The sequence below is a fragment of the Synechococcus sp. CCAP 1479/9 genome, from assembly GCF_019038535.1.
Taxonomy (GTDB): domain Bacteria; phylum Cyanobacteriota; class Cyanobacteriia; order PCC-6307; family Cyanobiaceae; genus Cyanobium.
In genome coordinates, this window is record NZ_JAFKRK010000024.1 from 299,883 (window position 1) to 316,223 (window position 16,341).

The 16,341-nt window shown below is 69.4% G+C and carries 13 protein-coding genes; 5 read left to right on the plus strand and 8 right to left on the minus strand.

The window, feature by feature from the left end:
* Window positions 1-21: 21 nt before the first annotated feature.
* Together KUG38_RS11090 and KUG38_RS11095 are read right to left on the minus strand one after the other, a co-directional pair.
* Entirely contained in the window at window positions 22-693 is a 672-nt protein-coding gene (locus tag KUG38_RS11090) for a GDSL-type esterase/lipase family protein (RefSeq protein ID WP_216921407.1), read from the minus strand.
* 11 nt (window positions 694-704) lie between these two features.
* Window positions 705-1,883 carry a pyridoxal phosphate-dependent aminotransferase gene (locus KUG38_RS11095; protein ID WP_216921410.1) on the minus strand — a complete coding sequence of 393 codons (1,179 nt, stop codon included), beginning with the start codon at window positions 1,881-1,883 and terminating at the stop codon, window positions 705-707.
* 83 nt (window positions 1,884-1,966) lie between these two features.
* Between KUG38_RS11095 and KUG38_RS11100 the strand changes: the two genes are divergently transcribed.
* The 4 genes from KUG38_RS11100 (at window position 1,967) to KUG38_RS11115 (ending at window position 5,564) form a co-directional block, all read left to right on the plus strand.
* Window positions 1,967-2,644 (plus strand): uracil-DNA glycosylase, encoded by a 678-nt coding sequence (locus KUG38_RS11100; RefSeq protein WP_286195890.1) that lies wholly within the window; start codon window positions 1,967-1,969, stop codon window positions 2,642-2,644.
* Between the two features lie 30 nt (window positions 2,645-2,674).
* Window positions 2,675-3,928: a (E)-4-hydroxy-3-methylbut-2-enyl-diphosphate synthase gene (gene ispG, locus KUG38_RS11105; RefSeq protein WP_286195891.1), complete on the plus strand. Its 1,254-nt coding sequence runs from the start codon at window positions 2,675-2,677 to the stop codon at window positions 3,926-3,928.
* Between the two features lie 69 nt (window positions 3,929-3,997).
* A complete protein-coding gene (locus KUG38_RS11110; protein ID WP_216921416.1) occupies window positions 3,998-5,329 on the plus strand; it encodes a S41 family peptidase in 1,332 nt (443 codons plus the stop codon).
* Between the two features lie 22 nt (window positions 5,330-5,351).
* Window positions 5,352-5,564, plus strand: a complete 213-nt coding sequence (locus tag KUG38_RS11115; RefSeq protein ID WP_216921419.1) for a DUF6737 family protein — start codon at window positions 5,352-5,354, stop codon at window positions 5,562-5,564.
* 24 nt (window positions 5,565-5,588) lie between these two features.
* Here KUG38_RS11115 and KUG38_RS11120 read toward each other — a convergent pair whose 3' ends face one another.
* The 4 genes from KUG38_RS11120 to mfd form a co-directional block, all read right to left on the minus strand.
* A complete protein-coding gene (locus tag KUG38_RS11120) occupies window positions 5,589-5,756 on the minus strand; it encodes a hypothetical protein (protein ID WP_190609555.1) in 168 nt (55 codons plus the stop codon).
* 58 nt (window positions 5,757-5,814) lie between these two features.
* A complete protein-coding gene (locus KUG38_RS11125; protein WP_216921422.1) occupies window positions 5,815-7,056 on the minus strand; it encodes a hypothetical protein in 1,242 nt (413 codons plus the stop codon).
* A gap of 1,097 nt (window positions 7,057-8,153) precedes the next feature.
* Complete coding sequence (locus tag KUG38_RS11130; protein WP_216921425.1) at window positions 8,154-9,500, minus strand: glycosyltransferase family 2 protein; 1,347 nt, start codon at window positions 9,498-9,500, stop codon at window positions 8,154-8,156.
* A complete protein-coding gene (gene mfd / locus KUG38_RS11135; protein WP_216921428.1) occupies window positions 9,497-13,084 on the minus strand; it encodes a transcription-repair coupling factor in 3,588 nt (1,195 codons plus the stop codon). The genes KUG38_RS11130 and mfd overlap by 4 nt, the downstream gene beginning before the upstream one ends.
* 102 nt (window positions 13,085-13,186) lie before the next feature.
* On the opposite strand from mfd, the gene KUG38_RS11140 reads away from it, so the two are divergent.
* Window positions 13,187-14,068, plus strand: coding sequence for a hypothetical protein (locus KUG38_RS11140; RefSeq protein ID WP_216921431.1), 882 nt, complete (start codon window positions 13,187-13,189; stop codon window positions 14,066-14,068).
* Window positions 14,069-14,102: 34 nt separating this feature from the next.
* Here the strand turns inward: KUG38_RS11140 and gap are convergent, their stop codons facing one another.
* Together gap and KUG38_RS11150 are read right to left on the minus strand one after the other, a co-directional pair.
* Window positions 14,103-15,098, minus strand: coding sequence for a type I glyceraldehyde-3-phosphate dehydrogenase (gap, locus tag KUG38_RS11145; RefSeq protein WP_216921435.1), 996 nt, complete (start codon window positions 15,096-15,098; stop codon window positions 14,103-14,105).
* A gap of 30 nt (window positions 15,099-15,128) precedes the next feature.
* Window positions 15,129-16,286 carry a hypothetical protein gene (locus KUG38_RS11150; RefSeq protein ID WP_216921437.1) on the minus strand — a complete coding sequence of 386 codons (1,158 nt, stop codon included), beginning with the start codon at window positions 16,284-16,286 and terminating at the stop codon, window positions 15,129-15,131.
* Window positions 16,287-16,341: the final 55 nt, after the last annotated feature.

Consider the following 16,341-nt stretch of genomic DNA (forward strand, 5'->3'; position numbering starts at 1 on the left):
ACTGACGGCCGGGCCGGCGGTTCAGAAGCCGGCCGTCACGCTGCTGTGGGGATCCAGCCCTGCCCAGTCCAGCAATGCCCTCCAGGAACGCAGGCGCCGGTAGAGCTGGCCGTGGCCGTCGCTGTTGAGGTGCAGGCCGTCGCTGCACAGCCACTGCAGCCAGTGGGGGTCGGCCAGCAGGCCATCGAGCAGCGGCAGGAAGGGCACGTCGGCCTCCATGCAGGCCTCCTCCAGCAGGCCCTCGTAATGGCGCACCGTGGCCAGGTCGTACCAGAGCATCTCGGCGAAGGGCATCACGACCTCATCCACCGGGGTGAGGCCCAGGACGAACAGCGGGGCGATCGACGCCAGCCGGGGGAGCAGCTGCTTCAGGCCGAACAGGAAGGCTTCGGGGGCCAGCTGGTGGCGGCCGTCGGGCCGGCCCACCCTGGCCGTGTCGTTGAGGCCGATCGACAGCAGGATCCCCTGGGGACGCTGGCGGCGCAGTTCACCCCGGTGGCTCACCTCCGCCTCGGCACGGGCCGCCAGCCGCTCCAGCCCATCCCCCCGCACCCCCAGGCCATAGAGCACCGGGCCCTGGGGCAGGTCCATCCAGTGGCGCCGCAGCCGCTCGCACCAGCCGCCCTGCTCCGGATCGCCCCAGCCGTAGACACCGCTGTCACCGAGCACCACCAGCTTCTTGGGCACCTGCACCGGCGGGGCGATCAGAGGCTGGCTCCGAAGCGGCGCAGCCGCTCCAGGCCATCGTCGATGGTGGCCGGAGACGCCGCGCAGGACAGACGGATGCAGCGGTCATCGCCGAAGGCGGCCCCGGGCACCACCGCCAGCCCCACCTCGTCGAGCAGCCGGCCGCAGAGGGTCATCGAATCCAGCCCCCAGGCGCTGACGTCGGGGAAGGCGTAGAAGGCCCCCTCGGGGGGCAGCAATTCGAGGCCGCTGATCGCCATCAGCCCGTCGCTGAGGCGGGAGCGCCGACGGCTGAATTCGGCCGCCATCTCGCTGACGCAGTCGCGCGAGCCGCTGACGGCCGCCAGGGCACCGAACTGGGCGAAGCTGCAGACATTGCTGGTGCTCTGGCTCTGCAGGGCGCTGGCGGCGGCCACCACGTGGCGGGAGCCCGCCAGCCAGCCGATGCGCCAGCCGGTCATCGCCCAGCCCTTGGCGAAGCCATTGACAATGAAGATCCGCTCAGCGAGGTCGGGCGCCACCGCCGCCAGGCTGTGGTGCACATGGCCGGGGGAGAGCAGCAGCTCGTAGATCTCGTCGCAGACCACCGCCACGGCCGGGTGGCGGCGCAGCACGGCGGCGATCCCCTCCAGCTCGGAGCGGCTGAGCACCATGCCGGTGGGATTGGAGGGGCTGTTGAGGACCAGCAGCCGGCTGGCCGGGGTGATCGCGGCCTCGAGCTGCTCGGGGCTGAAACGGAACCCGCCGCTGGCATCGGTGGTGAGGCAGCACACGCTGGCCCCGGCCAGGTGGGCCATCTCCGGGTAGCTCAACCAGTACGGCGCCGGCAGCAGCACCTCGTCACCGGGGTCGAGCAGAACCTGGAAGAGGTTGTAGAGGGCCTGTTTGCCCCCATTGGTCACCAGCACCTGGTCGGGACGGGTGGGAACCCCGTTCTCCTGGCTCAGCTTGGTGGCGATCGCCTGGCGCAATTCCGGTTCGCCCGCCACGGGCCCGTAGCGGGTGTGGCCGGCCTCCAGGGCCTCGGCGGCCGCCTGGCGGATGAAGGCCGGGGTGTCGAAGTCGGGCTCCCCGGCGCTGAGGCTGCAGATGTCTTTGCCCTCGCCGCGCAGCTCGCGCGCCTTGGCGGTGATGGCGAGGGTGAGCGATGGCTGCAACGCCTGCGCCCGGGCGGAGAGCGTCAACGGGGCCGGCATGGCAGCGCGCGCCGTCTGGAGGGCGCGATTCGGCAATCCCGCCATCTTGCCCTACGCCCTGCGCCATGCCGAAGAATGGGGCGATGGCCCCCGATCCACTGCAACCATCTCCCCTGCAACCGTCCCTTCTGGGTGAGGTCCCCGCCACCGCGGAGCCTGCCACTGCGGGGACGCCCGACCTCGCGGCACTGGAGCGGGACTGCCGCGAGTGCCGCCGCTGCGGACTGGCGGAGGGCCGCCAGATGGTGGTGGTGAGCCGCGGGGATCCGGCGGCCAGGCTGATGGTGATCGGCGAGGGTCCCGGCGCCCAGGAGGATGCCAGCGGCCGGCCGTTCGTGGGCCGGGCCGGCCAGCTGCTCGACCAGATGCTCGCCAGCGTGGGGCTGGACAGCGAGCGCGACGCCTACGTCTGCAACGTGGTGAAGTGCCGTCCGCCGGACAACCGCCGGCCGACCCCCCAGGAGATCGCCGCCTGCGCCCCCTGGCTGGCCGCCCAGATCGCCGCCGTCAATCCCTCGGTGGTGCTGCTGGCCGGCGCCACGGCCCTGGAGGGGGTGCTGGGGATCAAGGGGGGGATCTCCCGGCTGCGGGGCCGCTGGCATCCCTGGCAGGACCGCTGGGTGATGCCCGTGTTCCATCCCTCCTATTTGCTCCGGAATCCCTCGCGGGAGCAGGGCTCCCCCAAGTGGCTCACCTGGCAGGACCTCCAGGAGGTGCGCCGTCGCCTGGACCAGGATCAACCGTCGCCACCCTCTTTGTGACAGGCTTTGGCCATCACCGGCCCACACGAGATGACCGGCACCCTGGCCACACCCACCACCACCGCTGCGGGGACCTCCCCCCTGCCGGCCGACTGGGCCAGTGACCCCCGCTTCGACACGGTGATCCGCCGCCGCCGGACCCGCAGCGTCCGGGTCGGGGACGTGTGGGTGGGCAGCGAGCACCCCGTGGTGGTGCAGTCGATGATCAACGAGGACACCCTCGACATCGAGGGGGCCACCGCCGGCATCCGCCGCCTGCACGAGGCGGGCTGCGAGATCGTGCGGCTGACGGTGCCGAGCCTGGCCCATGCCAAGGCGGTGAAGGAGATCCGCCAGCGGCTGGAGGACACCTACCGGCCGGTGCCGCTGGTGGCGGACGTGCACCACAACGGCATGAAGATCGCCCTGGAGGTGGCCCAGCACGTCGACAAGGTGCGGATCAATCCGGGCCTCTACGTCTTCGACAAGCCCGACCCCAACCGCACCGAGTTCACCCCGGAGGAGGTGGCGGCGATCGGCGAGCGCATCCAGGCGACCCTCGAACCCCTGGTGAGCCTGCTCAAGGAACAGGACAAGGGGCTGCGGATCGGCGTGAACCACGGCTCCCTGGCGGAGCGGATGCTCTTCACCTACGGCGACACGCCGCTGGGGATGGTGGAGAGCGCCATGGAGTTCATCCACATCTGCGATCGCCTCGATTTCCACAACATCGTTGTGTCGATGAAGGCCTCGCGGGCCCCGGTGATGCTGGCGGCCTACCGGATGATGGCCTTCCGCATGGACGCCGAGGGCTTCCACTACCCCCTGCACCTGGGGGTCACCGAGGCGGGCGACGGCGACTACGGCCGCATCAAGAGCACCGCCGGCATCGCCACCCTGCTGGCCGAGGGCCTCGGCGACACGATCCGGGTGTCGCTCACCGAGGCGCCGGAGAAGGAGATCCCCGTCTGCTATTCGATCCTGCAGGCCATGGGGCTGCGCAAGACGATGGTGGAATACGTGGCCTGCCCCAGCTGCGGCCGCACCCTGTTCAACCTGGAGGAGGTGCTGCACACGGTGCGCAACGCCACCGCCCACCTCACCGGGCTGGACATCGCCGTGATGGGCTGCATCGTCAACGGCCCGGGCGAGATGGCCGACGCTGACTACGGCTACGTCGGCAAGACGCCCGGCACGATTTCCCTCTACCGGGGGCGGGAGGAGATCCGCCGGGTTCCCGAGGCCGAAGGGGTGGAGGCGCTGATCGCCCTGATCAAGGAGGACGGTCGCTGGGTCGACCCCTGAACGGGGAGCTCACCCCAGGCATCGGCGCTACGTTGGAACCACGTTTCAGACTCCTTGAGGATCCCCACCATGGGCAGAGCTCGCGCCACCGTCGTGGTGCTGGTTGGTCTCGGAGCCTGCGCCGCCACGGCGGTGATGGCCCGGGAGATGGTGCTGACCCCCACCGGAACCGTGTCGATCAGCGACAGCCCCAAGGAGGTGATGGACCAGGCGTGGCAGATCGTCTTCCGCGACTACCTCGACACCACGGGCAAGTACACGCCTGAGCAGTGGCGCAAGCTGCGCCGGAGCGTGCTCTCCAAGAGCTACAGCACCCCCAAGGATGCCTACGAGGGCATCCGGGGCATGCTCAGCACCCTGGACGACCCCTACACCCGTTTCCTGGACCCGCGGGAGTTCAAGGAGATGCAGATCGACACTTCCGGGGAGCTCTCCGGGGTGGGCATCCAGCTGAGCGTCGACAAGGAGACCAAGGAGCTGGTCGTCATCTCGCCGATCGAGGGTTCGCCGGCCTCGAGGGCCGGGGTGCAGCCCAAGGACGTGATCGTCTCGATCGACGGCAAGAGCACCAAGGGGATGAGCACCGAGGACGCGGTGAAGCTGATCCGCGGCAAGGCGGGCACCACCGTGAACCTGGTGTTGCGCCGCAAGGGCCAGAACATCGACACGCCCCTGACCCGGGAGCTGATCGAGATCCATGCGGTCACCCATCAGGTGAACACGGCACCCGATGGCACCCGGATCGGGTACATCCGCCTCAAGCAGTTCAGTGCCACCGCCACCAAGGACATGCGGGCGGCACTGCGGGACCTGGAGTCCCAGGGGGTTCAGGGCTACGTGCTCGACCTGCGCAGCAACCCCGGCGGGCTGCTGGTGGCGAGCGTCGAGATCGCCCGCCAGTGGATCAACGAAGGGATCATCGTCTCCACCAAGACCCGCGACGGCATCCAGGACGTCAAGCGGGCCACGGGCCAAGCCCTGACCACCAAGCCCATGGTGGTGCTGGTCAACGAGGGTTCGGCGAGCGCCAGCGAGATCCTCTCCGGCGCCCTGCAGGACAACAACCGCGCCGTGCTGGTGGGTCAGAAGACCTTCGGCAAGGGTCTGGTGCAGTCCGTGCGCGGGCTCTCGGATGGCTCGGGCATGACGGTGACCATCGCCAAGTACCTGACGCCCCGCAACCGGGACATCCACAAGCACGGCATCAACCCGGACGTGCCGGTGAAGATGACCGAGCAGGAGGTCCAGCGCCTCAGGCTGGAGGACATCGGCACCAACCGCGACAGCCAGTACCGGGTGGCCGAGTCCACCCTGCGCAAGCAACTGCAGGCCGGGGCCGCTCTGCAGAAGGCCTTCGAGCCCGGCAGCGCCAACCTGCCCGCGGCCCTTGCCAAACCCTGAGCCACACCACGAGCCGGGCACCATGCCCGGCTCGGTCTGGGACCTGAAGCCGTGGTGGTGTCAGCCGTGGAGCATCCTGCTCACCGGCCTGGCCATCGTGACGGCCAGCTGGATGGTGCTGCACCTGTGGTGGCTGACCGCCGGGGTGTCGGTGGTGATCGCCGCCTGGTGGCTGCTGTTCCTGGTGCTGATGCCGGTCGCCTGGAAGCAGGAGCAGGCCGGCAGCAGCGGCTGAAGAGCGGAAGCTGAAGCGCAGGACTCAGGCCACGGGCTGCATCAGGCCGCCACCGGGCGAGGAGTCGTCGTCGTCGTTGTTGCCGGCGGACGACTGGAGCAGGGCAAAGAAGCCGAGGCCGAGCACCCCCAGAAAGGCCGGCAGCATCAGCGGGTTCTGGGTGGCGCCTGCGACCTCGATCAGCTCACCCATGTCGGCGCGTAACGAAAGATGACGCCAGCTTAACGGACATTCTCATCGGCTGGGCGCTTCAGTCGAAAACATGGCCGTGCTCGTAGCGCTCCGCGTGGCCGGCGGCCTCGGTGAGGGCCGCCACGTTCTCGCGGGTGAAGAAGCCGTCGTAGCCCAGGCAGCGCTCCACGTACTCGGTGATCAGCAGGGAATAGGCCGAGCTGCGCGAGAAGATCTGGCGCAGGTTGGGCTGGTCGCCGCATTCCCCCACCATGTCGGCGAGGAAGGGGATGCCCAGCTCGCGCAGGGTGCGCACCACCACGTCAACGTTCTTTTCCCCGTTGCTGTCGCCATCGACGACCTCATAGGCGATGTGATGCATGCGCCGGCCGAAATTGCGGACGAAGTCCTCGGTGGGCATGGGCAGGTTGGCCAGGGAATTGAGATAGGAGGGGGTGTCGTTGGCGGTGAAGACGCGGGCGGGAGAGAGTTTGTCGTCCGCCAGCGTCGGATGGCGGGTGACGTTGGTGGAGGAATTCATCTCGGCGATGTCGTAGGAACCCCAGTAGTAGTAGGGAACCATCGTCAGATATTCGAGGATGGCGTCCTCCCGTTCGCCGGCCAGCACCCGGGTGGCCAAATGATCGATGCCCAGGATCTTGCCCTCCAGTCCATGCTCCCGGTGGCGGCGGGCGGCTTCGGTGAGGGGTTCGAGCGCCTCGTCATCGAGCAGCACCCGATCACCCAGATCCAGCGCCGCCAGCCCATCGAGGGGCCGGTCCACATAGCCGACCCGGTTGTAGGTGTAGTCGGAGAGGAAGGTGAAGCAGAGATGCTTCGAGGCATAGAAGGGGTTGACGGTCTCCCCCGGATAGGCGAAGCGGATGTTCTGGGGTTCGAGAATGGCGCGCAGATCGTGGCAGGAGGACACCTGGAAGATCTCGCCGATGTAGCGGGCGTTGGGCTTGTCGATCGAGAGGGGATACATCGCGTTCCAGCGCGTGACCTCATCTTCGAAGTCGTCAAAGAGCGGCTCCAGCACGATCAAGCGCGGAAAGGCCTCACCCCCCTTGAGCAGGTAAATGCGGTGGGTGGCGTTGATCCAGCACTCCTGGTAGCGATAGGGGGTGGTGAGGGTGAGTTCCGCCAGGTAGGGCAGGCCGTTGCCGTGGTCCACCTGGATCACGACGGCCGCCATCGGGCCCACCACCCGCTCCAGCCCTGAACCGGCCCGACGGGCATAGACGCGGGGCAGATAGTCCTCGAAGAAGGCGGTGTTGCGCTTGTCGCCCCTGGGCCGGTAGCTGGCGAGATCGATCATCGGCGGGGATACGGGCCCGGCACCCATGGTGCCGCCGCAGCCCCTGAATTCAAGGATCAGCCACCGGCAAGGAGCAGGCCTTGGCCCACCCCCCTGCCAGGCCATGACCTGGCCCGGCCAGGTGAAGGAGGTCGGAATAAAATCAGACAGGGCAGCACCAACCGCTGACGTCCCTGCCCCCTTCCTATCGGTGGTGACCTCGAAGATCCCCGTCCTGATCTGCATCGATGTGGAGCCGGACGTGTTCTTCGTCTCGCGTCAGAACCCCGAACCATGGAGGGGCTACGAGCTCACCCATGCCTACGTCGGGACATGGCGATCGGCCCTGCAGCAGCTCACGGGCGACGCCGTGCATGTCAGCTGGTTCATCCGCATGGATCCCCAGGTGGCCCTGGCCCATGGCCGTGCCTCCTGGGCCGTGGAGCACTACCCGGAATTGTTCCAGCAAGCCATCGAAGCCGGCGATGAGCTGGGCGCCCACGTCCACACCTATCGCTGGTGTGCGGACTCCGGCGACTGGCTGGATGACCACGGCAACGACGACTGGGTGGCCGAATGTCTGGACACCGCCGTGGAGGGCTATCGATCCAGCTTCGGCAGAACCTGCCGTTCCCTGCGCTTCGGCAACTACTGGTCGGGAACGGAGGCCATCAATCGGGCGGAAGCCCTGGGATTCCGCTTCGATCTGACCATCGAGCCAGGCCTGCCTCCGAACTCCCTGGACGCACGCAAACCGCCCCATTCGGGCGACCTGCCGGACTACTACCGGGTGCCCCGCGAGCCCTATGCCCCATCCCGCAGCGACTTTCGCCGCAAAGCCAGACCCGGCGAACGTGACATCACGCTCCTGCCCCTCACCTCCGCCCACCTCCGCTACGGCTGGGGCCCGAGAAGCCTGAGGCAGAGATTCAGGCGCCTGCGCAACAACGGATTCCGGCACCGGCAACAGGACACCCCCCTTTCCATGTGGCGGGACTGGAGCCCACCCAACGATTTCAGCCGCATGCTCGATCGGGCGATTGCCGAACAGCGCCACCCCTATCTCGCCTTCGCCATTCACTCCAACGCGCCCGTCGAGCCTGATTCGCTGCCGAGAATCAAGCGCTGCCTGCAGGCCCTGATGGACCACCCCGAGCGCTCCAGGTTCGTGTTCTCCACCCCCGCCGAAGCCATGGCGATCCTGCGGGGGAGCGCCTCAGGACACCCATCAGGCGACCGATCCCGTTGAGGGCAATCGGAACCCCCCGGTAGCGCGTCAGCTGCCACCAGGCGCGAGGCTGCCAGGGGTCCGCCAGCAGATAGCCCACCAAGACGGACGTCGGGTAGGCATTCTCCGGGTGGAAGGGCACCAGTCGGCCCAGGTGCCGGATGGTGTGGGGCTGGCCCCTGTGGAGCGTCCGCACCAGGGGTCGCCACTGCCGGGCGTTGCTGGAGGTGAGGGTCGGGCGCATGTACCAGCTCAGGGTGCCGATGACGAGATCGGCAAGGGTGGTCGATCCAGGGGTCAGGGATCCAGAGGTCTGGGATCCAGGCGGTTCCGATCGGGTCAGCTCGGCTTCGAGCTGCGTCAGGGCGAAGCGCATCAGCACCGGATCGGCCCGTTCCAGTGCCTCGATCAGCTGCGCCATGGGCTCGAGAATCCGGCACTGGCGCAGGCGCAGGTCCCCGTCCTGCGGATGGCTGAGGCCGCGCTCGCGGGCGAGGGCCTCGCAGCTGGAGCGGATGTTGAGGAAGTACTCGTGGGCCCGCTCCAGGCGCCAGCGGGTGCTGGTGGCCTGCCGGTGCTGCACGCGATAGGCGGCGGTGGCACTGGCATTCCGCACCATCGGGGCGACGGAGGCCAGCTGGAACCAGGCCTGCACATCACTGCTCCAGGCGTTCCGGGCCGGCCAGCCGCCGATGGCCTCCAGGGCGCTGCGCCGGATCAGTACGAAGGAGGGGGTGTCGATCCGGTGGAACGGAAAGCTGTCCCAGGGGTCGAACCGTTCCGGCCCCAGAAAGGGTGCCGGAAAGTGGAGCTCCCGCTCGTCTTCGTAGGTGAGGGTGCGGGACACCGCCGCGCAGGCCGCCGGATCGTCGCGCAGCACCGTGCTGAGCAGCTCGAGGTGGCGGGGATGCCAGAGGTCGTCCTGGTCCAGAAAGGTGACCAAGGCCGCCGTGCTGCGCTCAAAGCCGAACTGCCGGGTCTGGTGGGTGCCCTTGCCGGGATGGCGGTGCAGGGTCACCTGGGGAAAGGAGCGGACGATGGCCGGCGAGTCGTCGCTGGAGCCGTCGTCGACGACGATGATCTCCCGGGCCGGCAGGGTCTGGGCCAGCACCGACGCCAGCGTCTGGCGGATCCAGGCCGCCCCGTTGAACAGCGGGATGACGACAGCGATGTCCGCCGCGGTTCCGTTGGGGCCCGTCACGGCGCAGGGGCCCGCCATGGCGACGGGGCCGCTCACACCACCAGCACCGCCGCGTTCGTCGCCGCCTGCTCCTCGGCCCGCTGCTCCGGCGTGCGCCCGTCGGCCTCGGGGATCTGGCCGGCCATGGCGGTCAGCCACGCCATCAGCTGCTCCACCTGCTGGGCGGGGGAGAGGGCCCCCAGGCCCCGGGCCAGCACCTTGGCGGTGCTGCCGGCGCCGCCCTGGTAGACCAGCCTGCCGTGCAGGTGCTGGGGCAGGGCCTGGCGCAGGCGGCGGAAGGCGGGTTCCTCCATCGGCGTCTCCAGGGCGATGTTGGGTTTTTCCGGCTTGATGCGGGAGAAGCCGCAACGGCGGGCCAGCAGCTTCAGTTCCATCAGCTGCAGCAGGCTCTGCACCGGCGCCGGGATCGGGCCGTAGCGGTCGGCCCAACCGGCGGCCAGCTCCACCAGGGCCGCCTTGCCGCCGCATTCGGCGGCGGCCCGGTAGGCGGCCATCTTCTCGTCGGCCTCGGTGATCCAGTCGGCGGGGATGAAGGCCGTCACCGGCAGGTCGATCTGGGTCTCGTCCACCGCCGGGATGTCCTGGCCCTGGATCTCGGCCAGGCAGTCCTGCAGCATCTCCATGTAGAGGTCGAAGCCGATCGCCTCCATCTGGCCGCTCTGCTCCAACCCCAGCAGGTTGCCCACCCCACGGATCTCCATGTCGCGCATGGCCAGCTGGTAGCCGGAGCCCAGCTGGGCGAACTCCTGGATCGCGCGCAGCCGCTGGCGGGCCGCCTCACTCAGGGAGGCATCGCCCGGATAGAAGAGCCAGGCGTGGGCCTGGATGCCGCTGCGGCCCACCCGGCCCCGCAGCTGGTACAGCTGGGCCAGGCCGAACTTGTGGGCGTCCTCCACCAGGATCGTGTTCACCCGGGGGATGTCGAGGCCGCTCTCGATGATCGTGGTGCAGAGCATCACGTCGGCCTCGCCGGCGTTGAAGGCCACCATGGCACTCTCCAGCTCCCCCTCCGGCATCTGGCCGTGGGCCACCTGCAGCCGCAGCCCCGGCAGCATCGCCCGCAGCTGGCCGGCCACCTCCTCGATGCCCTCCACCCGCGGCACCACGTAGAACACCTGTCCGCCGCGGTCGAGCTCCTGGCGGATGGCGCTGCGCACCGCCTCCTCATCGAGGCTGGCCAGGTGGGTCTTGATCGGGCGCCGCAGCGGCGGCGGCGTGGTGATCAGGCTCATCTCCCGCACCCCCGAGAGGCTCATGTACAGGGTGCGCGGGATCGGTGTGGCGCTCAGCGTGAGCACGTCCACATCCTTTCGGAGCGCCTTGATCTTCTCCTTCTGATTCACCCCGAAGCGCTGCTCCTCATCCACCACCAGCAGGCCCAGCTGGCGGAAGGCCGTGCCCTTGCCCAGCAGCTGGTGGGTGCCCACCACCACGTCGGTGTTGCCCTTGGCCAGGTCATCGAGGATCGTCTTGCGCTCAGAGGCGGTGCGGAAACGGTTGAGCAGGGCCACCTTGAGCGGGTAGGGGGCGAAGCGCTCACTGAGGGTGCGCCAGTGCTGCTGGGCCAGCACGGTGGTGGGGGCGAGCAGGGCGCACTGCTTGCCGGCGGTGACCGCCTTGAAGATGGCCCGGATCGCCACTTCTGTCTTGCCGAAGCCCACATCGCCGCACACCAGCCGGTCCATCGGCTGGTCCCGTTCCATGTCGCGCTTGACGTCCACCATCGCCTTGAGCTGGTCGGGGGTGGGGTCGTAGGGGAAGGAATCCTCCAGTTCGCCCTGCCAGGGGCCGTCGGGGGGGAAGGCGAAGCCCGGCGCCTGGTGGCGCTCGGCGTAGAGCTTCACCAGGTCCATCGCCACCTTGGCCACCGCCTTGCGGGCCCGCTCCTTGGCCTTGGTCCAGGCCGTGCCGCCCATGCGGTTGAGTTCCGGCGGGCTGTCGCTGCTGGCCCGGTAGCGGCCCAGGCTGCCCAGCTGGTCGGCGGCCACCCGCAGCAGCCCGTCGGCGTACTGCACCACCAGGTAGTCGCGGGCCTCGCCGCCGATGGCCAGCTTCTCCAGCTTCAGGAAGCGGCCGATGCCGTGGTTGCGGTGCACCACGAAGTCGCCGGGGAGCATCTTGTTGGGATCCACCGTGCGGCTGGCCGCCTTGCGGCGCCGGCGCACGTAGCCGCCGCTGGCCAGGCTGTGCTGGCCGAAGATCTCCCGGTCGGTGAACAGCACCAGCCTCCAGGCCGGCAGCTGGAACCCCTCCAGCTCAGCCGTGCCGCGCAGCTTGAGCGCCACCGGGGTCCCCTGCTCCGCCAGCCGTCCGATGGCTGGAAAGTCGCGGGCGTTGGGCACGAAGCGGGTGACGCAGTCGTGCTCCTCCAGCAGGGCCACGGCCCGTGACGGCTGGGCGGAGACGATCCAGGGCCGGGCCTTGTCCCGCAGGTGTCCCTTGATCTGCTCCGCCAGGCGCCCGAACTGGTTGGGGTGGGCCGGCACCGGCCGGCTCGAAAGGTCGAGATCGTTCGGGTGGCGGTCGCTTTCGTGCAGCTCCGCCAGGTCGAAGCCGGTGAACGCCTCCGCCTCCGCCAGGGCCGCCCGGATCGGCCGGTGCAGCAGGCCCGGCAGGGGCAGGGGCGGCTCACCGTCGGCGGCGGCGACCACCTCGCCGTGGTGCTCGACGGCATGGTCGAACCACTGCTGGCCGTGGGCCAGGCACTGGCGCCGCTCATCGATCGCCACCAGCGTGCCGGCGGGCAGGTAGTCGAGCAGGGAGGCCGGTCTCTCCCAGGCCAGGCCCATCAGCCGCCGCATCCCCTCCGGCGTACCGCCCTCCAGCAGCTGGTCGAGGGCGGCGGGCGCCAGCAGCCGCTCCAGGCCGTCCGGCATCCGCTCCCGCAGGGCCTCGGCGACCAGCGGCGCATAGCTGGTGGGGGTGAGGCGCACCCGCTCGATCACATCCAGGGAACGCTGGGTGGCCGGATCGAACTCCCGCAGCTTCTCGAGGTCTTCCCCGAAGAGCTCCAGTCGCACCGGCAGCTCGGCGCTGACCGGAAACACATCGACGATGTCGCCGCGGCGGCTCCAGGTCCCCTCCTGCTCGATCGTCGGCACCTTCTCGTAGCCCAGGCCGGCCAGGGAGTGGGCCAGCTGCTCCAGATCCAGCCGGTCGCCCCGGCGCAGGGTGAGGCAGCGGGCCGCCAGCTGGGGCGGCGGCGGCAGGTGGGGCTGCAGGGCCCGCTCGGTGGCCACAACGGCGAAGCGGCCGCCGCCGGCACCCGAAGCCCCGTCCCCGTCGCCCACCAGTTCGGCCAGCACCTGCAGCTGGCCCCAGGTGATCTCACTGGTGGGGTCGAAGGGCTCGTAGGGGGAACCCTCGCTGGTGGGATAGAGCTGGCACAGGGGCCAGCCCATCAGCTCCAGCAGGGAGGCCCAGCGACCCGCCTCCTCCAGCGTCGGCACGATCACCAGCAGGGGGGCCTCGCCGCTGCCCGCCAGGGCGCTGGCCACCAGGGCCCTGGCCGCCCGGCCCGCCCCGCTCAGCCGCAGGCGCTCGGGCCGCCCGCAGCGTGCCCTCACCTCGGCGGTGAGTGGCGCTGCCTGCAGCTGGCGCACGAGGGCGTGGAGGGGCATCGCAACGATGGGATCGAACCGGTGGCGATCCTCGCAACCACCGCAAGCCGCCGCGACATCCCGGCCCCTTTGCCGTCATGCTGGAGGACGGTCTGACGAGCGATGGCCCGCTTCCGTTGTCCCACCTGCCGCGGTCGTCCCCTGCGGCTGCAGCAAGCCTTCACGGGCCTTCCCCGCTGCGGGCGCTGCGGGGACCTGCTCGAGCCCAAGCCCCGCCATGGCCGTGCCTGGGGCCTGGCCGTCGGGGTGACCGCCCTGGTGCTGGGGGGGGCCGCCTTCTCGGGCCTGCTGGAGCAGGTGGGCAGCCTGCCCCAGCAGGCCCCCGACGTCACCACCCGGCTGCTGGAGCGCTTTGATCCCGCCCCCGATCCGCAGCTGCGGCCGATGGCGCTGGTCGAGGGCGGCCTGCTCGAGAGCCTCAAGGAGGCCGATCGCCAATGGATTCCCACCGCCGAACCCCTGGCCGGCGGTGGCATCCGCTTCCTCTACCGCCGCCGGGCCGGTGAACCCGAACTCTCGGTGGATGAGCTGCAGGCCCTGATCGACGCTCCACCGGACCACGGCGAGAAGCGCCAGGCCATCGCCGAACTGCTCGGCGTCCTGGAGGAGGCCGGTGTGCAGGTGCAGCTGGCGGCACCGAAAAAGACGGGGGCCGCCGGGGAATGGGACCACGCCAGCCGCACCCTGAGGATCAAGCCTGCGGTGGTGGACAAGGGCACCGTGGATTTCGCCCAGGTGCTCAACCACGAGGCGATCCACGTGGCCCAGAGCTGTGCCGCGGGCGGCCTCCGCTCCGTCCCCAGGACCCTGGGGCTGAGCCAGGAGGTGCCGCCGGAACTGAAGCTCCACCTTGACGATCCCCTCTATGCCGGGGCCTCCGACTGGGAGAAGGCCCTGGAGCGCGAGGCCTACGCCAACCAGCGCCAGCTGGAGCTGGGCGCCACCCTGATCCGCACCCACTGCCGCATTCGCGCCACGGGCTGAGCAGCGGGCGGTGCTGGCGGCGGGGCCGGAGCGATCAGCCTGAGATGTGGGCGATCAGATCGAGGCACTTGCTGGAGTAGCCCCACTCGTTGTCGTACCAGGCCACCACCTTCACGAAAGTGTCGGTGAGGGCGATGCCGGCGGAGGCATCGAAGATCGAGGTGCAGGTTTCGCCGAGGAAATCGGTCGAGACCACGGCGTCCTCGGTGTAGCCGAGGATCCCGGCCATCGGACCGGCGGCGGCCTCCCGCATGGCGGCCTTGATGGCCTCGTAGCTGGCTCCCCGCTCGAGGTTCACCGTCAGGTCCACCACCGACACGTTGGGGGTGGGCACCCGGAAGGCCATGCCGGTGAGCTTGCCGCTGAGGGCCGGGATCACCTTGCCCACCGCCTTGGCCGCGCCGGTGGAGGAGGGGATGATGTTCTGGCCGGCCCCACGGCCGCCGCGCCAGTCCTTGACCGACGGCCCGTCGACCGTCTTCTGGGTGGCGGTGGTGGCGTGGACGGTGGTCATCAGGCCATCGCGGATGCCGAAGCTGTCGTGCAGCACCTTGGCCATCGGCGCCAGGCAGTTGGTGGTGCAGGAGGCGTTGGAGACGATGTCCTGGCCCGCGTAGGTGGTGTGGTTCACCCCCATCACGAACATCGGCGTGTCGTCCTTGGAGGGGGCCGACATCACCACCTTGGACGCCCCGGCCGTGATGTGGGCCCGGGCCCGCTCGTCACTCAGGAACAGACCGGTGGACTCCAGCACCACATCGGCACCGACATCGCCCCAGCGGAGGGCGGCGGGATCGCGCTCCGAACTGATCCGGATGCGGCGGCCGTTCACCACCAGGGCGCCATCGTCGACGGCCACCTCACCGACGAAGCGGCCATGGGTGGAGTCGTAGCGGAGCATGTAGGCGATGTAATCGACATCAATCAGGTCGTTGATGCCCACCACCTCGATGTCATCGCGCCCGCAGGCGATGCGGAAGACGAGGCGGCCGATGCGTCCGAACCCGTTGATGCCGATCCTGATGGTCACCCGTGGATCTCCCAAGGCAATACAGGGGATTCAGCGTCGCACGCAGCCAGCGGCCATCGGCGCCGCCGTCCCGGCCATTGTCGCCAGATGAAACGGGCTCGCCTGCCGCAACCGCCGCCGCAGACGACGGCTCCAGCCGAACGCCACGGCACCGCCGAGCAGCGGCAGGGGACCCGGCACGGGAACGCTACGCAAAGCGGTGGGGTTGAAGGGCCGGCCGTTGATCACCGCGTTGACACGATTGGCGCCGGTCGTCGATCCGAACCCGAGGGCGGATCGGTTGTTGATGACGATCAGGGAGCCGGTGATGCTGGAGGGGTTGCCATTGCCGGAGCGATTCAGGGTCGCCGTGCCACCGCCGGTCAGCAGGAAGGTGCCGAAAACATCGGAGCCCGTCAGGGAGAGGTTGGAGCCGGGCCGGGCGAAGCTGAAGATGATCTTCGAGGGATCCACATTCCCCTGCAGCGTCCAGTCCTGGTTGGTGGTGAGACTGGCGGGCATGTTGAAGACGAAATACTCACGGCCCGAGCCGACGACGTTGAGATCGACGTTTCTGCCGACGGTCTGGACGTTGTAGTAGTTGATCCCCCCCGTGGTGGGCAGCGATCCGGTGAGGGTGAGGCTGCCGGACAGGTTGACCGCATCGTTGTAGCGGCAGGAGCTCAACGCCACGGTGCAGTTTGAGGCGTTGATGCCGCCGATGTAGCTGGCCACGGCCAGGGCATCTGCCTCGGCCTGGACGGTCCAGGCATTGCTGACCACCGTGGTGCCGGGGCCGTTGGTGACGGTGGCGGACTGGGATCGGAAGATCCGGGTGGCGGCGATCGATCCGGCATTGAGCCGGGCTTGGCCGCCCACCAGCGCATGGCCGTTGCCCGGCTGGGCTGGGGCCGGTGGGGCGACGCTGCAGCTTGCCGGGACCGAGACCGTGGCGCCGCCGTTGAGCTGGTTGGGGGAACCGGTGCTGGTGCCGAGGCTGGAGGCGACGTTGCTGGCGGTGATGTTCACCAGCCCGAACCCGGCGGCACATCCCAGGTGGAAGCCGTCCGCCTGGACGCCATTGGCGTGGACCGGCCGCTCGTGGCCGAGGGCCAGCGCCAGACCGACCCCGAGGCCCCAGATGAGCGCCTGGCGGCCCCCCAGGGCCCGGTGCCACGGCAGAGCCGGCTCGCTGACGGGAGGGGCCACCTGGCTCACTGACATCATCAACCTGGCTGACTTGGGTCTGCTGATCTCATGCCGG

Excerpts from the sequence above, each read along its gene's own strand:
- KUG38_RS11125 (WP_216921422.1), bottom strand. The coding sequence starts at position 7,056 with ATGATCGATCTCGCCAGCTACCGGCCCAGGGGCGACAAGCGCAACACC.
- KUG38_RS11100 (WP_286195890.1), top strand. The coding sequence starts at position 1,967 with ATGGCCCCCGATCCACTGCAACCATCTCCCCTGCAACCGTCCCTTCTG.
- KUG38_RS11110 (WP_216921416.1), top strand. The coding sequence starts at position 3,998 with ATGGGCAGAGCTCGCGCCACCGTCGTGGTGCTGGTTGGTCTCGGAGCC.
- mfd (WP_216921428.1), bottom strand. The coding sequence starts at position 13,084 with ATGCCCCTCCACGCCCTCGTGCGCCAGCTGCAGGCAGCGCCACTCACC.
- KUG38_RS11095 (WP_216921410.1), bottom strand. The coding sequence starts at position 1,883 with ATGCCGGCCCCGTTGACGCTCTCCGCCCGGGCGCAGGCGTTGCAGCCA.
- KUG38_RS11115 (WP_216921419.1), top strand. The coding sequence starts at position 5,352 with ATGCCCGGCTCGGTCTGGGACCTGAAGCCGTGGTGGTGTCAGCCGTGG.
- ispG (WP_286195891.1), top strand. The coding sequence starts at position 2,675 with ATGACCGGCACCCTGGCCACACCCACCACCACCGCTGCGGGGACCTCC.
- KUG38_RS11140 (WP_216921431.1), top strand. The coding sequence starts at position 13,187 with ATGGCCCGCTTCCGTTGTCCCACCTGCCGCGGTCGTCCCCTGCGGCTG.
- KUG38_RS11120 (WP_190609555.1), bottom strand. The coding sequence starts at position 5,756 with ATGGGTGAGCTGATCGAGGTCGCAGGCGCCACCCAGAACCCGCTGATG.